This is a genomic window from Bacillus cabrialesii (assembly GCF_004124315.2).
Taxonomy (GTDB): Bacteria; Bacillota; Bacilli; order Bacillales; family Bacillaceae; genus Bacillus; species Bacillus cabrialesii.
In genome coordinates, this window is sequence record NZ_CP096889.1 from 2,306,138 (window position 1) to 2,322,619 (window position 16,482).

Annotated in this window: 18 protein-coding genes; 1 reads left to right on the forward strand and 17 read right to left on the reverse strand. The window is 42.2% G+C overall.

From position 1 onward, the window contains the following. Positions 1 to 11: 11 nt before the first annotated feature. The 4 genes from der to EFK13_RS11595 form a co-directional block, all read right to left on the reverse strand. Positions 12 to 1,322 (reverse strand): ribosome biogenesis GTPase Der, encoded by a 1,311-nt coding sequence (gene der, locus EFK13_RS11580; protein ID WP_129505319.1) that lies wholly within the window; start codon positions 1,320 to 1,322, stop codon positions 12 to 14. 153 nt (positions 1,323 to 1,475) lie between these two features. Beyond that, a complete protein-coding gene (locus EFK13_RS11585; RefSeq protein ID WP_004398137.1) occupies positions 1,476 to 1,670 on the reverse strand; it encodes a capping complex subunit for YIEGIA in 195 nt (64 codons plus the stop codon). Beyond that, a complete protein-coding gene (locus EFK13_RS11590; RefSeq protein WP_129505318.1) occupies positions 1,667 to 2,560 on the reverse strand; it encodes a YIEGIA family protein in 894 nt (297 codons plus the stop codon). The genes EFK13_RS11585 and EFK13_RS11590 overlap by 4 nt, the downstream gene beginning before the upstream one ends. Continuing rightward, a complete protein-coding gene (locus tag EFK13_RS11595) occupies positions 2,557 to 3,156 on the reverse strand; it encodes a YphA family membrane protein (protein ID WP_129505317.1) in 600 nt (199 codons plus the stop codon). The genes EFK13_RS11590 and EFK13_RS11595 overlap by 4 nt, the downstream gene beginning before the upstream one ends. Positions 3,157 to 3,233: 77 nt before the next feature. Between EFK13_RS11595 and EFK13_RS11600 the strand changes: the two genes are divergently transcribed. Further along, positions 3,234 to 3,365 carry a YpzI family protein gene (locus EFK13_RS11600; protein ID WP_003225499.1) on the forward strand — a complete coding sequence of 44 codons (132 nt, stop codon included), beginning with the start codon at positions 3,234 to 3,236 and terminating at the stop codon, positions 3,363 to 3,365. Between the two features lie 139 nt (positions 3,366 to 3,504). On the opposite strand, the gene EFK13_RS11605 is transcribed toward EFK13_RS11600, so the two are convergent. From EFK13_RS11605 to EFK13_RS11665, 13 genes are all read right to left on the reverse strand, one after another. After that, on the reverse strand, positions 3,505 to 4,857 hold the full coding sequence (locus tag EFK13_RS11605) for an IS1182 family transposase (RefSeq protein WP_129508246.1): 1,353 nt from the start codon (positions 4,855 to 4,857) through the stop codon (positions 3,505 to 3,507). A gap of 134 nt (positions 4,858 to 4,991) precedes the next feature. Next, positions 4,992 to 6,041, reverse strand: a complete 1,050-nt coding sequence (fni, locus tag EFK13_RS11610; protein ID WP_129505296.1) for a type 2 isopentenyl-diphosphate Delta-isomerase — start codon at positions 6,039 to 6,041, stop codon at positions 4,992 to 4,994. A gap of 12 nt (positions 6,042 to 6,053) precedes the next feature. Then, entirely contained in the window at positions 6,054 to 7,202 is a 1,149-nt protein-coding gene (rpsA, locus tag EFK13_RS11615) for a 30S ribosomal protein S1 (RefSeq protein ID WP_129505295.1), read from the reverse strand. A gap of 234 nt (positions 7,203 to 7,436) precedes the next feature. Continuing rightward, a complete protein-coding gene (gene cmk / locus EFK13_RS11620) occupies positions 7,437 to 8,111 on the reverse strand; it encodes a (d)CMP kinase (RefSeq protein ID WP_129505294.1) in 675 nt (224 codons plus the stop codon). Between the two features lie 78 nt (positions 8,112 to 8,189). Continuing rightward, positions 8,190 to 8,366, reverse strand: a complete 177-nt coding sequence (locus EFK13_RS11625) for a YpfB family protein (RefSeq protein WP_064815366.1) — start codon at positions 8,364 to 8,366, stop codon at positions 8,190 to 8,192. Positions 8,367 to 8,410: 44 nt separating this feature from the next. Next, complete coding sequence (dgrA, locus tag EFK13_RS11630; RefSeq protein ID WP_129505293.1) at positions 8,411 to 9,067, reverse strand: cyclic di-GMP receptor DgrA; 657 nt, start codon at positions 9,065 to 9,067, stop codon at positions 8,411 to 8,413. 93 nt (positions 9,068 to 9,160) lie between these two features. Then, positions 9,161 to 10,513: a germination protein YpeB gene (ypeB, locus tag EFK13_RS11635; protein ID WP_129505292.1), complete on the reverse strand. Its 1,353-nt coding sequence runs from the start codon at positions 10,511 to 10,513 to the stop codon at positions 9,161 to 9,163. A gap of 35 nt (positions 10,514 to 10,548) precedes the next feature. After that, entirely contained in the window at positions 10,549 to 11,460 is a 912-nt protein-coding gene (gene sleB, locus EFK13_RS11640) for a spore cortex-lytic enzyme (protein WP_119996560.1), read from the reverse strand. A gap of 151 nt (positions 11,461 to 11,611) precedes the next feature. Beyond that, a complete protein-coding gene (gene prsW / locus EFK13_RS11645) occupies positions 11,612 to 12,268 on the reverse strand; it encodes a glutamic-type intramembrane protease PrsW (protein WP_064815362.1) in 657 nt (218 codons plus the stop codon). 119 nt (positions 12,269 to 12,387) lie between these two features. After that, positions 12,388 to 13,362: a YpdA family putative bacillithiol disulfide reductase gene (locus EFK13_RS11650; RefSeq protein WP_129505291.1), complete on the reverse strand. Its 975-nt coding sequence runs from the start codon at positions 13,360 to 13,362 to the stop codon at positions 12,388 to 12,390. Positions 13,363 to 13,471: 109 nt separating this feature from the next. Further along, positions 13,472 to 14,746: an NAD-specific glutamate dehydrogenase gene (gene gudB / locus EFK13_RS11655; protein WP_003225477.1), complete on the reverse strand. Its 1,275-nt coding sequence runs from the start codon at positions 14,744 to 14,746 to the stop codon at positions 13,472 to 13,474. Between the two features lie 156 nt (positions 14,747 to 14,902). Continuing rightward, positions 14,903 to 15,487, reverse strand: a complete 585-nt coding sequence (locus tag EFK13_RS11660) for a genetic competence negative regulator (RefSeq protein ID WP_129505290.1) — start codon at positions 15,485 to 15,487, stop codon at positions 14,903 to 14,905. Positions 15,488 to 15,646: 159 nt separating this feature from the next. Next, positions 15,647 to 16,426, reverse strand: a complete 780-nt coding sequence (locus tag EFK13_RS11665) for a metallophosphoesterase (protein WP_129505289.1) — start codon at positions 16,424 to 16,426, stop codon at positions 15,647 to 15,649. Positions 16,427 to 16,482 lie beyond the last annotated feature (56 nt).

Consider the following 16,482-nt stretch of genomic DNA (forward strand, 5'->3'; position numbering starts at 1 on the left):
TTCACACCTTTTTATTTTCTAGCTCTTGCAAATATTTTGATTGGTGTCCCCTCAAAACCAAACGCATCTCTGATTCGGTTTTCTAAAAAGCGTTCGTACGAAAAATGCATCAATTCCGGATCGTTTACAAACACAACGAAACTCGGCGGTTTAACTGCCACTTGAGTCGCATAATAAATCTTCAAACGAGAACCGTTATGAGTCGGCGTAGGATTCATTGCCACCGCATCCATGATGATATCATTTAAGACATTCGTCTGAACTCGAAGTGAATGGTTTTCGCTTGCTTTAATAATCGCAGGCATCAGCGTATGGATCCGTTTTGTCGTTAAGGCTGACATGAATAGGATTGGCGCATAATCAAGAAATTGAAAGTGATCACGAATATTTTCTTCAAATTCTTTCATCGTGCTTTCATCTTTGTCAACGGCATCCCATTTGTTTACAACGATCACGACGGCCTTGCCCGCTTCGTGTGCATAACCGGCGATGCGCTTGTCCTGTTCAATAATGCCTTCTTCGCCATCAAGCACAACCGCAACGACTTCTGAGCGGTCGATTGCTTTCAGCGCCCGCAGCACACTATACTTCTCAGTCGTTTCATAGACTTTCCCTTTTTTTCGCATTCCGGCAGTATCAACAATGACAAACTCCTGCTGGTTGTACGTAAACACCGTATCAACAGCATCTCTTGTCGTTCCTGCCACGTTGCTCACAATGACGCGTTCTTCGCCGAGCATCGCGTTCACAAGTGAGGACTTTCCGACATTCGGACGCCCGATCAGGCAAAATTGAATCACTTCTTCATCGTATTTCGTTTCAGGAATGTTTTTAAAATGCTCCGCAGCGGCATCCAGTAAATCACCAAGCCCGAGTCCGTGTGTTCCCGAAATTGGATACGGCTCACCAAAGCCAAGCGAATAAAAATCATAAATATTCGCTCTCATTTCAGTGTTATCCAGTTTATTAACCGCCAAAACAACTGGCTTTTTCGTGCGGTATAAAATTTTCGCTACTTCTTCATCAGCAGCTGTCACGCCTTCACGGCCGTTCACCATAAAAATAATGACGTCCGCTTCATCCATGGCGATTTCCGCCTGCTGGCGAATTTGCGCTAAGAACGGCTCATCACCGATATCAATACCGCCAGTATCAATCAAATTAAAATCATAATTCAGCCACTCAGCCGAGCTGTATATCCGATCCCTTGTCACACCAGGGGTATCTTCTACTATTGAAATTCTTTCTCCCGCAATCCGGTTAAAGATTGTGGATTTTCCTACATTTGGTCTCCCGACAATGGCTACGACAGGTTTACCCATAGTACCCTTCCTTTCGATCCAGCCGCTTTCATTTTTACATAAATTTCCAACCGGTTATTAAAATCATTTCATTCACTTTTATGAAAAGAAACCCTTCAGAGGAAGGGCTTAACTCATTTATTATATCAGTTTTTACTGGGATCACAACTATTCTTAAAAATGTTTCACGATCAAATACACGTCATCTCCAATTCTATGCGCTATTCCGTCAAGAATCGCTTCAAGATTTTTAGCGAAAAGCTCCATCTCTTTTTGGTCATTGCAAAAAAATACAGGCGCTCCTCCCGCAGCCCGGTTCCGGTTCGTCGTGATCACAGACAAAATCACTTTCGTGAGAGATTCACTCATCCTATCACCTTATCCTGGTTCTTGATAAATTCCGTCGGCATTCTGATCGCGTTTTCCAAGGTCGGAACATTGCTGATGATCTGAACAGCCGTTTCGGGGTGGTGAATTTGCGGCAGAACAAATACCGCCACTCTCCCATCATTTAAATCACGTTTTGCAATTGGTGTCAGAGACGGCTCTCCCGAATCCCGATAAACCCCGAGCACATTGGAAACATCAAATAAAATGGCCTGGCGTTGCCCTAAGTTGGCAATCGTCGCTGCTGAATTAAAATTTTTTGGCGTTAAAATAAATCCCATGCCATGCTTTAAAATCAGCTCCTGTTTCTCCGGAAGCCCGATATTCATCATATAAATATTATCAACAAACAATCCCGGACCGTCAAAGCGAGGCTTTATGTACTTGATATCTACAATATCCTTCAACACACTGCCTGACATAAATTTCATCGCCAGCAAAAAACATACAACAGCCGCTATGACCGCAGCCCAAATGGATAAAAACACATACGCAGACGTTGTCAAAAGCGCTGTAAAGATCACTATATAATTTCTGCTTTCAAAAGCAATGGCAATTCCCTCAATATATGTGCTTCCTCTTGAGACGAGTTCATACGAATCCATTTGCGTCAGCGTGTTCCGCTCCATGTTTCGGACATCTCTAAATTGCGTCGCGGCTAACGTTAAAAATGTGATGGCCGTAAATTCCTCCTGCAAAAGCGCCGGCATAATAATGGCCCCTAAACCAGCCGCGATCAGCCCTAGTGCAATATGAATGACTTTCCCATGAATATAGGTCGGATACTGGCGGTAATCCGTTTTCAGCATATAAAGCCGTGTTGCTACTCCGGCAATGACCCCAGCAATAATCGGATAGATGTAATCACTCATGACATTTTGGTAGCTCCTTTGTTTGATCTTTTGCTTTTTTGACCAATCTGGCTTGCGAGCTGTTCATATTTGGATATGCCAAACAGCAATATCATGCCCGCAGAACACGCATTCAGCCATTGAAAGCCGCCGACAGCCAAAGCCCCGGCCAACTTCTGAATCACAAACGAATACACCAGTTCGCCTTGGCACATCCCTAAGACAAATAAGGCAAGCTGCTTCTCGAAAACCCTTTCAATCGAAGCTGTCAAAAGCACTATTAATATAACGGCAGCCCACTCAGGTTTTATGATGAACCAAACCGGATCATATAATGCAAAAAGATAAACAAAGGCATATCCGGCAACAAGCGTCAGAAAGACCATGAGATAACGAAAACGATACATCCCCAAATACCCGGCATAGACACATCCGCAGATGAAAAACATCATATAAGCAGCATTCAGGGAAAAATATAAAGTAATGTCATGTATGCTTAGGATTATATTAGTCAAAATAAAGACAGAGACGGCAAATCGTCTTTTCGTTTTTCCAAAAATAAAGGTTGTCAGAACCCACAGAAACCACATTGACCAATAGTAATAAAATTGTGCCATTTCGCTTCCTCCATACTCACAGTATGGAGCCGAAGCGCATTTTTTAAACAATCCATCTTACATTAAGGAGTATGATCATGGGAAAAGACAGACAGGAGAAAAAACTAAAAGCTTCAGGCAGAGTCGAATCAGACCGCGACCAGTCCATTCACTATGACGGAGCGACAAGCCTTGAACAAAACGGAAGATTCAAAAAGCGAAAATCATAATACAAAAAGCCCAAAACTCATTAAGTTTTGGGCTCAGCTTGTAGAGAAAACGATGTTTTTCTCCACAAGCTTTTTTGTTTTATGCTGTTTCTTTAGATTTTCATCAGGTTTCAGATGCAGAAAAAGCGCTCCCACATGCCTAGCCTTGCTTGGCTAGGTATGTGGCAATCTTCTTCATGTTCTGGCATGCGGCTGTGAGAAGAACTTGTTCACTCACATTTCGTTTCCCCCTCAACCTGCAATAGCGAAGCCCGTGCAGCTGTTTTGAATCTGCAAAGCTTCGCTCTATTTTTTCTTTTCTTTTTTTGTAGAGGTTTTTTCCTGAAACAGACAAGCGATTTTGTCTGACCTTTTCTTTATGATCTTCCCATACATGCCGAGTAATCACTTTCTGCCGATTCTTTGATTTTGTACAGTTCCCAAGCAGCCGGCATGAGGAACATATTTCAGGATTTGATTTATATGACCGGTAGCCTTTTCGGTCAGTTGTTGAGTATGTAAGTGTTTGCTGGTTCGGGCAAATGTAACTGTCTTTCTCACTGTCATAATGAAACTTCCATTTTGGAAACAAGCCTCTGGTAGGGTGATATCGTCTATGGGCAATAACGCCAAAAATATGGCGGTCAGCTAATCCTTTACAGATGGGAGTCGTTAAATAACCAGAATCAAGGGCGACGGCTTCTACTTGAAAACCAAATCGTGCGATTTGGTGATCCAATCGGTCAAGATAGGGCACAGAATCATGGACATTTCCGGGTGTGACATAGGCATCGGTGATAATGTTGTATTTCATATCTGTTGTGCGGTGATCTAAATAGAAAAAACCTTCTGGTTTGTTTTCGCGATACAGATAGCCACTTTCCGGATCGGTTGTACTGTGGCGGATCTCTTTTTCAGCTTTCACCTCCTCTTTGGCTGTTAATGGCTTTTTTCCGTGTTCCTCCCGATCCTCTTGTATGGCTTCATTTAAATCCTTGATATAGTTTTGTGTATCCTGCGCTATTGTTTTTCTTGTGTATTTATGCTTGTTGGCATTGGCTTTCAGATGAGTGGAATCAGTGAATAGGACACGTCCGCCCACCATGTCATGATTGATGGCCTGAAGAACGATCTCATCAAAAATGTCTTGGAAGATGGTTGTATCTTTAAAGCGTGTGCGTCTGTTCCAGCTGATGGTCGAGTGGTGCGGAACTGGGTCATTGATATTCAGTCCCAAAAACCATCTGTACGCCATATTGTAGTAAATTTCTTTTTCGAGCTGCCTTTCTGAACGGATACCGTAGAGGTAGCCGATAAACATCATTTTGAATAAAATTAGTGGATCAAGTGAGGGGCGGCCTTTGTTTTCGCTGTAGTAAGGCTTAACCTTTTCAATGATAAAAGAGAAGTCTATGTATTTATCAATTTTTCGAAGCAGATGATCCTCTTCGACCAGTTGGTCAAGCAGAACAAATTCGGCTGTGTTTTGAGAAGAATTTCTTGTGTGGAACATAAGAAAGACACCGTCCTTTTTAGTCTTTCTTTTATTTTATTACAGGAGAATGGATATTTTAAGGAAAAATAAAGGCTGTCGAGATTTTCTCGACAGCCTGAGCCCAAAACTCATTAAGTTTTGGGCTTTTCTATTTATCGTACACTATAGCTGGACGTATCGATCCCTCTCTCTGTGAGCCAGTGATGGGTTTCACCTTTTATGACAAGAGGCGCCTTTTGCAAATCAGCAATCGTTTTGGCGCCCAGCACGGTCATAATCATTTTTAATTCCTCAAGGATCAGCTGAATTTCCTCAAGCAGTCCTTCCTCTCCGCTGTCAGTCAGCACTTTTAAAAAGTGTCCTGCCATTCCGGTGCAAGAGGCTCCCATCGCAATTGCCTTTGCCACATCAAGCGCATCCTGCAAGCCGCCGGACGCGATCATTGTATAGCCGGGAAATACAGATTGGATTTCCGCCAAACTTGCAGCTGTCGAAATACCCCAGGAGTTAAAAAAGCTGATGTGCCGCTGCCTGCGCAGATTTTCGATTTTCGAGAAATTTGTCCCCCCGTAACCGCCGATATCAACTGCTGCTGCACCAGCTTCATACAGCTTTCCAGCCGATTCTTTGCTCATGCCAAAGCCGACTTCTTTCACAATGACTGGTACATTGACCTTGCTGCAAATTTGTTCAATGCGGTCCAGAGCGCCGCTAAAGCTTCTGTCCCCTTCAGGCATCACAATTTCCTGAATCACATTCAAGTGAATCTGCAGCGCATCTGCTCCAATCATATCAACTGCTTCCTTTGCCTGATCAGCTGTCGCCTCACTTCCCAGGTTGGCAAAAATCAGTCCATTTGGGTTTTCCTTTCGAACGATTTCATACGAAAAACGCTCTGAGGGATCTTTTAATGCTGACATTTGCGATCCGACAGCAAGAGGTATTCCAGCCTGACGAGCCGCTCGTGCAAGCGATTTATTTATTTCATATGTATGTTGTCCGCCGCCGCCAGTCATTGCATTGATAAAAATCGGCGAACTGCTTGAAAGTTCGCCGATTTTAGTGGAAATATCTACTTGTTCTAATGCAAGATCGGGCAGACTGACATGAACTAACGTAATATCATCAAGACCTGTTTCCCGCTTTTGGCCGGTTGACAGGGCATGATTGATGTGTTGTCTTTTCCGTTCTGCTCGAGTCACGTTTATCACCAATTATTTTAGTTTATTCAGCTTATCTCCGATCAGATCTCCAAGCTGGAAGCCAGTGCTTGTTTCTTCCTTCGCCTGATATTGACGGTAATCCTCCTGATCGGCTTTAGGCGCTTCTTCAAGTTCACGCATGCTTAATGAAATGCGCTCCTCATTTTCATTCACATCAAGAACCTTCACTTTTACAGTCTGTCCCTCTTCAAGAACTTCATGCGGCGTGCCGATGTGTTTATTGGAAATTTGAGAAATATGAACGAGACCTTCAACACCCGGAAGGATCTCTACAAAAGCACCGAAGCTGACAAGACGCTGCACTGTTCCTTCAAGCACATCGCCAGGCTTCACTTTCTCGCCGATTTGGCTCCACGGTCCAGGGAGTGTATCTTTGATGGATAAAGAAATACGTTCATTATCACGGTCAACCGATAACACTTTCACTTTTACTTCTTGTCCCTCTTCAACAACATCAGACGGCTTTTCGACATGGGAGTGGGAAAGCTGAGAAATGTGTACAAGTCCGTCGATACCGCCGATATCAACAAACGCGCCAAAATCAGTCAGGCGCTGCACTTTGCCATCAAGTACAGTTCCAACTTCAAGAGACTGAAGCAGTTCTTGTTTTTTATTCGCTTGTTCACTTTCAACAACGGCACGGTGTGAAAGGATGACGCGGTTTTTGTCACGGTCAAGCTCTACAACGAGCAGAGACAGTGTTTTTCCTTTATAGTCAGTAAAATCTTCAACGAAATGAGCTTCTACAAGTGATGCCGGAATAAAACCGCGAACGCCGATATCTACGACAAGGCCGCCTTTCACGACATCTTTCACTTCAGCTTCAAACACTTCTTTTGTTTCGAATTTTTTCTCAAGGTCTTCCCAAGCGCGGTCTGCATCAACAGCACGTTTAGATAAAATCAAAGCATCGTCTTCCACTTTTGTTACTTTCAGGTCAAGCTCGTCGTCTACTTTTACAACATCCGATGCTTTCTCTACATGAAGACTTGATAATTCACTGATTGGAATAATGCCGGACTGTTTGACATTGATAATTTCAACATCCACATGCTTGTCCTCTACCTTTGTCACAATCCCTTTAACTACATCTCCAACCTCTGGCACTTGAACATCAATTTGATTCATTTCCTCTGTCATTTGAATAACCTCCTTGGTCCAAACCTACACAGCTTAATTAAAACGGTTTGAAAGCTGAACATATAAACATGCCCGCTTTTTAGCCGAATATGTATTAAAGAATCATCCAAAAAAGTTTTTTGAATGATCAATAAAAAGTTTTATTAGTATTAACTTCTAATAAAAGGACAGGTTTGTCAAGCAATAACATTCTTTCTTCGTTGAAAAATTCAAAAAAAGTGGCATTCGCCATAATCAGCGGGACTTTTGTTCCACTGCCTCGAGGATTTTATCTGCTACCTCTTGGATGGAAAGAGACGTCGTGTCGATCTCTAGAGCATCTTCTGCTTTGCGCAGCGGAGACACTTCGCGCTCTGAATCAAGCTTGTCTCTTCTTGCAATTTCCTCAATCAATGTTTCATAGTTGACATCGTAGCCTTTTTTTACGTTTTCTTCATAACGGCGTTTCGCTCTCTCTTCAACAGATGCCAGAAGAAAAATTTTCACTTCAGCATTCGGAAGCACGTGAGTTCCGATGTCACGCCCGTCCATGACGACACCGCCTTTTTGCCCAAGCTGCTGCTGGCGTTTCACCATTTCTTCTCTGACACTTCTATGCTTGGCCGCAATTGAAACTTGGTTGCTGACTTCATCTGTTCTGATCGCCTCAGTCACATCGATGCCGTTAACGAGCACTTTTTGTCCTTCTTTTGTTGTAATCAGTTCAATATCTGTTCGCTTTAGCAGCTCAGCCAGCTTTTCTTCATTTGTCAGATCAACGTTTTCTTGTAAAGCTGTGTACGTTATCGCCCGATACATCGCGCCTGTATCAATATATATGTACGATTTTTTCTCAGCCACAATTTTAGCAACAGTGCTTTTCCCCGCAGCTGCCGGGCCGTCGATTGCAATCGATAATTTCTTTTCCATAATTCCTCTCCTTGCTCTTTTCTCCTCTATGGATTGTATCACGAACTTTATGAAAAAGGGTGAAAAATTGATGAATAATTAATGTTTGAAGGTTTCAATCCTGCTGTTCTCCTCCATTTTATCCACCCCTTCATATTGAATCACTTTTGATACATAAGGTTCAATATGCTGATAGTGAAAAAGAAACTGGACACCAAGTAAAATGATGGCCTGAATGAACAATATTTTCATCAGCAGCCGTTCAAATGTTTTCATCGGAGCACCTCCATCACAAATAGTATGGAAGTGTTTGCCGATCTTTATTCCATCCGGGCCTTTCTTCTCTTATTTAACTGGCGACGGATACAATATTGAAGCAGGAACTGCTGGTCACTTGCTGCGATTCCCGTATACTCTAGGGTCATTTTACATTTCCCTGATTTCGGGTCATCAAAGATTCGTCTGACAACCGCTTTTGTTTCTATTTGGCGTGTGTTTTCCTCTTCAGCAGAAAGACTGATGATAAGACGCAATGATTCCCCGGATTGAAAAGAACGGCCTTCAGCTAAAATCACGGCTATGCCGCCTGCGCTGATATTATAGGAGAGTGTGCGGAACCCTTCTTTATTTGCCGGCTGAATTTGCACATCCAATACTGCATCAGTTCTTACATACTGGCGGCGCTGGATTCGTTTCATTTTTTCACGCGGAGGCACTTCTAGACAGATCATTTGAAGTTTGTCCTTCACTTTACCTTTTATACGGCTTGTAAAACGGTAAGGAACTTCGTCTTTGCCCACAAACTCTACGGTTACTTCCATATCGTTATGTAAAATCACAGTTCGCCCTGTGACTATATCAACCGGGTACGCGATCAAAAGCTCATTGTTTTCGATGCTGACTGCCTTGCTCTTTGCTTTTTTCAATTCATTTTCTTCTATATATTCTAAAAGTACATTTTCTCCAATCTCTATCATTGACTTCACTCTTTCGTAATCAATATACTCACTTTTTTATTAAAGCACGTAATGAAAAAAAGGAAAAGACATTTAGTCCTTTCCTCCTGTTTTTTATAGGTCTTTATATATAGGTTCGGCGTTTTTTAGTTTTTCAACTTTTTCTTCCGATCCATCATTGGCATTTATATACATTCTGAATGTATCATTTTCAATGGTTCCGAGCATTTCATAGCACAGCACTTCTTGGCCAAGTTCATTTGTAATCAAAGCCAGCCTTGTTTCTCTCACTTGTACATTTTTATTCAATTTAGATTTCGCTTGTGCTTCAGTAATTGCCGGCTTAGGTATATCTCTTTTTCTGTGGGAAGTCAGGAAGTCCCTTGCTGAAAAGCCGACAACCTCACCGTCATCCAAGGCCACTTTCATACGAATCGCTTCAGGGTACATCCGGATTTTATTTTCAACAGGAACATATGAAAATACGCCGATTTTATCATATTGGGCACTTTCATCAATTTCCAAATCATCTGTTTCAAATCCGTTTTTCTTTAAAAAAGCGAGCGCTCGGTTCGATCCGTCATTCAAACTGATTTTCTGATCTTTCACTTCTCTGTTTTGAATTAAATAAACCGGATGTCCGCCCTTTTTCGTAATATCCATATAAATCGCTGCTTTATGGTCCGGGTCTTTCATGCTGATGCTGTAAACGTCGCGATTTGTTTTTTTCCCGCTCTTTACAACCTTAATTGAATAATTGTCATCCGGGGCAAAGCGCTCAGCAATTTGTTTTGCTTCCTGTTCGGAAATTTGTTTTCCCTTCAGATGGCTGAAACCTTTGTCTTCTTTTTTTGTGCTGGTAAAACTCGGGCCAAGATCTGTTCCGGTGGAGAATGCGCCGACATTTTTTTCAACAGTTTTAAAGCTGTTGATAATCGTATTATCACTTTGTTTTTCATCAGAAGCCAGCGCCATCTCTACATCCATCCAGCGAAGGTTTTTGCTCATGACAAGGTGCTGAACATGACGCAGTTCATTTTGAATATCTTCTGACTGCTGATATAGCTTATTAAGTGATGTATATTCTTTTTTATCAAGCGGCTTTTGATCCAAATCTCTGACTGACGTTTTATAACTGAAATCGCCGATCTTTGATAACAGCTCTTCAGTTTTGTTAAACGGCATTAATGTAAGCGGCAGCTGACTGACGCTGTTATGGGCTTCAGATGTAATCCTCCACACATCTACCAATGCAGGTGACAGTGATTTTTGGCTGTTCATGGCCAGTGTTGTTCCAATTTTATCATGGAGCTGATCCATCTGATAGGTAAGTTCATGAAACGCCCGCTGATAGTTATTTTCAGCATGAAGAAGAACTGCGTCTTTTTCCTGGTGCTCTTTGTATCCCCAGTAGCCTGTACCGACAATTGCAATACCGAGCACGGCGATTAAAATTCCTCTGATCATTTATCACACCTCTTTTTATGCTTTCTCATGTCCTGCTATTCACAGAAAATGTGTTTACCGATTCTTTTAATCTGCGGGCGCCCCCAAATCCAAGCACTTGTAGCCGTATCCGGGTTAAAGTAGTACAGTGCTTCCTCTGATGGGTCCCAGCCATTGATGGCATCCAGCACTGCTTCTCGGGCCGTTTCATTCGGCTGCATGTAAATTTGCCCGTCGGCTACTGCTGTGAAGGCAAGCGGCTCAAAAATAACCCCCGCTACAGAATTCGGAAATAACGGGCTGTTCAATCGGTTTAAAATGACTGCTGCAATGGCTACCTGTCCCTCGTACGGTTCGCCCCGGGCTTCGCCATAAACTGCCTGAGAAAGCAGCCTGATATCATTGTTGGAAAATCCGCCAGGCATGTTAGCAGCGACCGCATCCTGTTTTCTTGCTTTTGCAGGTGTATTATTTTGCTGTTTATTCGCTTTAGGCTGCTGCGTTGTTTTTTCAGCAGGCTGTTTTTGCCGCGCTTCTGCTTGCTGTCTTGCTTTTTGTGTTGCTGATTTAGACGGTTTCGTCTGATACTTCAGCGGAATTTTTCCGTAATGCGTAAATGTATTCCCTTTTTGAAGCTGCTGCATGACATATTCACGATAGTATTTAGATTTAGATATTAAGGTTTGCTTTGTTTTAGCCCCGACAAGGCCGTCAATCTCTTTTAACCCGAATTGATCCTGAAAATTTCGAACTGCCCAATACGTTCCCCATCCATAAACACCGTCAATTTTCCCGTTATAGTATCCGTTATATTGAAGGCGCGCCTGGAGTTCAACGACATCGTCCCCAGTTGCCCCTCTTTGAATGACCTGATTCGAAAAGGCAGAGATGGTTTCAGTATTGATAAACGTCGATATTGTAAAGGAAAAAAGAATGAGACACGCCATAATCGATCCTTTGGACTTCATCTTTTCAAGCCTCCTACAGCAAATTTTTAAGTGTAATCGTATTTTCTGTAACGAGGTTATTTTTATACACTCTTTCCTTGTTATCCCTCAGAACATAAATCTCATTTGATATATCGGCACACAAAAAAGCCGCACGGTTTCTGTGCGGCTTCTATACTTGCATCATATTGACGGAACGGGCTTTTTTCGCTTTGCGCAAACCAAACCACCATAAAAATAACATAAATGGAAACATATAATAAATCCAATTGCTGAGTGCTATCAGGATAAAATCATACGATCCATGCAAAAGGGACGGGACAGCTAAAGAAAGAATAAGCCACTTTACACGCGCCTTATCAGCGGAAAAACGGGCTTTTCCAAGGTAAAATCCCATAATAACGCCTATTAAGGCATGGCACGAAACAGGCAGGAGCGCCCTGACAAACGCATGCTCCACACCGTGGCCAATTAAGTAAAGAATATTTTCGAGGGTTGCAAAACCGAGCGAAACACTAGCCCCGTACACAATCCCGTCATAATGCTCATCAAAGTGGGCGTGCGGGTATACACTGACCATCAGAATAAACCATTTTAACGATTCCTCTAAAAATCCTGAAGATAAAAAAGAAACAAAAAAGCTTCCGCCACCAACATTCTCTTTTTCAAGCACGTACTGGATAAACATTATGGGAAATACAAGAACAACCCCTAGAAAAAACGACCGAAGCACCATATGTACAGGTTCATTATCATACTGATCTTTTAAATAAAAATAACTTAACAGCGCGATGCCGGGAGCAATTCCTGCAGAGATGATTGCAAACATCAGGCAACCTCTTTCCTTTATATTCCTAAGTCTATCCTACCATGTTGGTTACAATTTTACATCTGTCTGAACTTAAAAAAACAAAAAGAGCATACGAATTCATCATATGCTCCCTTTCTTTAATGATTTTCTCTTTTTGCGATTTCTGCTGCGATATGTCCCCCGTGGAATCTGCCGTTTTCAATAAATATTTCATTTGCATTGTTCCCAGCAGCAATGACCCCGGCAATAAAAATACCTTCAACGTTGGTTTCCATTGTTTCTTCATTGAAAAATGGACGTCCTGTTTCTTTATCAATTTCAACTCCCATTTTCTCAAGAAATTGATGGTCGGGATGATAGCCTGTCATGGCAAATACAAAATCATTTTTAATAGTGATGAGTTCCTTCTCGCCGGAGCGGAATACAACTTCATCTTCGGTGATTTTTTCGACACAAGCGCCAAATTCCATGCGGATTGTGCCGTTTCTGACAAGCGATTCAAATTCAGGCAAAATCCAAGGCTTAATGCTTGGCGAATACTCATTGCCCCTGTATAAAACAGTGACACGCGCTCCAGATTTCACGAGTTCAAGTGCAGCGTCTACACTTGAATTTTTCCCGCCGATCACGACGACATCTTTATCAAAGTACGGGTGGCCTTCTTTAAAATAATGAAAGACTTTCGGCAAATCCTCACCGGATACATTCATGTAGTTTGGATGATCATAATAACCTGTGGCAATGATACAATATGGCGCCGTGTAGGTTTCTTTTGACGTCTCAATTACGAATGTATTGTTTTCCGTTTTCGTCACTTTACGCACCATTTCAAACGCATTTACACGGATGTTTTTCCGTTTGACGACTTCCCGGTAATACGACAAAGCCTGAATTCTGACAGGCTTTCTGTTTTCCGTAATAAATGCGACGTCCCCGATCTCAAGCTTTTCACTTGAGCTGAAGAAGGTTTGATGCGTCGGATAATTGTAAATACTGTTAACGACATTTCCTTTTTCGATGACGAGGGCATCAATGCCAATTTGTTTTAGGTGAATGGCGGCAGATAGCCCGCAAGGTCCTCCGCCTATAATTATTGCTTTTTCTTGAATCATTTCCGTCAACTCCTGCGATTGGCATTTCACTACATATTTTTCTATTTCCGAATAAAAAAATCTCCTATTTTATCATAGGAGATTTTTTATTTTTATGCAAATCATCAACTTATATCCAGCCTCTAAAACGCGAAGCTTCAGCCATTTTGCGAACGCCGACCATATAAGCAGCGAGTCTCATGTCAATTCTTCGGTTTTTAGCCATTTCATAAATGTTGTTAAATGATTTGACCATCATTTTTTCCAATTTTTCTTCTACCTCTTCTTCACTCCAGTAGAAGCCTTGGTTATTCTGAACCCATTCAAAATAGGAAACCGTTACGCCGCCGGCACTTGCCAGCACGTCTGGCACAAGCAAAATGTCCCGGTCTGAAAGAATTTTTGTTCCTTCAAGCGTTGTTGGCCCGTTTGCCGCTTCAACAACAATTTTAGCCTGGATATTATGGGCATTTTCTTCTGTAATTTGATTTTCAATCGCAGCAGGAACGAGGATATCACAATCCAGTTCCAATAGCTCTTGGTTCGTAATTGTATCGTTGAAAAGCTTTGTTACGGTACCGAAGCTGTCACGGCGGTCTAGTAAGTAATCGATATCAAGGCCTTCCGGATCATAAAGTCCGCCATACGCATCCGAGATGCCGACAACCTTTGCTCCCGCATCATGCATAAATTTCGCCAAATAGCTTCCAGCGTTTCCGAAGCCTTGGACAACGACACGCGCACCTTTAATATCGATGCCTTTTTTCTTAGCCGCTTCTTTAATACAGATGGTAACCCCTTTTGCAGTCGCAGATTCTCTTCCGTGAGATCCGCCAAGCACAAGCGGCTTGCCTGTAATAAATCCAGGCGAATTAAATTCATCAATTCTTGAATACTCATCCATCATCCATGCCATGATTTGTGAGTTTGTAAATACATCCGGTGCCGGCACGTCTTTCGTAGGTCCGACAATTTGGCTGATTGCTCTGACATACCCTCTGCTCAGACGCTCCAGCTCTCTAAACGACATATCCCTTGGATCACAAACAATTCCGCCTTTACCACCGCCATATGGAAGATCAATTATGCCGCATTTTAAACTCATCCAAATAGAAAGCGCCTTCACCTCTTTTTCTGTTACGTTCGGGTGAAAACGTATCCCGCCTTTCGTCGGACCGACAGAGTCATTGTGCTGCGCACGATAACCTGTAAAAATCTTTACTGAACCGTCGTCCATACGAACAGGTATTTTTACCGTTAATAATCTCATCGGCTCCTTTAACAGTTCGTACACTTCTTCTGGATATCCCAATTTTTCCAGAGCCTTATGTATTACGGTTTGGGTTGATTTTAATACATCAAGTTTGTCCTCTTCTGTATGACCGGTGTTTCGATCGGCTGCCATTTGAGTTAACCTCCTAGAATCTTCTGTTTCTCACATGCTCCCTTTCAGAGAATAGTATACACCTTCATATGATCCGTGCATAGAATAAACGTTATGTTTTTCCATGTTTTTTAACGAAAAAAACTGCTGTGAAATCAGCAGTTTTCCGTTGCATTCTTATGAAAAATGAGTCTGTATCGTTTCAACGGCATTACCGTCCATAATGAGCTTACCATACTCTTGCAAGCGGTAAATCGTTAAAGTTGTCGGATTGCCGTATTCAGCCAGAACCGCCACAACCCCCTCAGCCGTATGTGACCCAAGGTCTTCAAGGCTTAAAAAGTACTGTCCGTCATAGTGGTAGACAGTTCCCCCTGTGATACCGATTCGCTGTAAGCTTTCTGAAAGCTGAATGATATCTTCAAAGGAATGGAATTGATAAATGATGTCCGCACTTTCATCAAGCTTGACTTGCATTTCGATGTAATCATCATCATACTCATCTTCTTCTGATTCGGCGTCTTGGTTTTTTGTTACGATCACAACCATCCCTTGTGCTTGGAGAGAATACACTTCCACTGCAATCGGTCCATTCGCTTCAAAGCCGAGCTCTGTATTCGCTTCGTTCATCATATCTTTAAATAACTGGTGGACTTTAAATGAGTCCTTCCAGAGGTCTTCTTTTGTCAATCCCCGGTCTGTCAAATCGTCGAGGGTTAAAAAGATTTTGATCTTATTATAATTCAGACGCTCAAGCCGCATAACGTTCCCTCCTGCCTCTACTTGCACACAAATCATATAACACATTATATGAGATGATGAGTCATAGGTTCTTAATTGTTATCAGTTTACACTGACTTCACTAGTAAGACAAGCACAATGCAGTTTTTATTGTCTTATGGATTTTTTGGTTTTAAGAAATTATTCTGGCGCACAAAGATTCACAATGTGTGTTTCCGGCTCAGCACCTAGACGTAGAGGCACTTTTGTCGTGCCATATCCGTTGCTGATGAGATACGCCGCATTTTTAACAATGCCTGTTTTCCCAAGTTCATACGGGCCGAATTTTCCAAACCTGATCTGACCGCCATGGGTATGTCCGCTAAATATCGCATCAATACCGTCAGCTTCATTGATTTGTTCATGAATCTCGGGATTATGACAAACCAAAATATTCAGCCTGCTTTTGTCGAGTTCTTTAATGGCTTCCTCATAATGATCCATCTCCATTCTGATATCATCAACCCCGGCAATCCCAATCGTATGGCCGTTGTACGAAAACGGAAATGACTCATTCCTCAGAGTGATGACACCGTGCGCTTTGAATATGGAATAAAGCTTATGCTGCTTGACTTCATAATCATTATTCCCCCACACAAATACAACTGGAACCCCGAAATCAGCGAGTCTTTTGATGTTTTCCTCAATTCTCGCAATAGGCACCCCGCCCTCAGCTAAATCTCCGCCGATGATAACCAGGTGAGGGGCATGGCTTCGCGTTTTTTCCAAAAGATCTTGATCGATAAGACGTTTGTGAATGTCCGAAATAAAAAAGATGGTAAGCGGCGGCTTGCCCTTCATTTTTAATAAAGGAAACGTATGTGTTTTTAAATGGTTGCCTTTTGCAGTTGAATACATTTTTGCCGTCATTGCCGCTGCCGCAACAGTTAGCACACTGGCAATTTTCACTGATAGCTTCATAAAAACTCTCCATTCTTTTTTTAGAACTTATCAATAAGACGGACAATAAAAAAAGA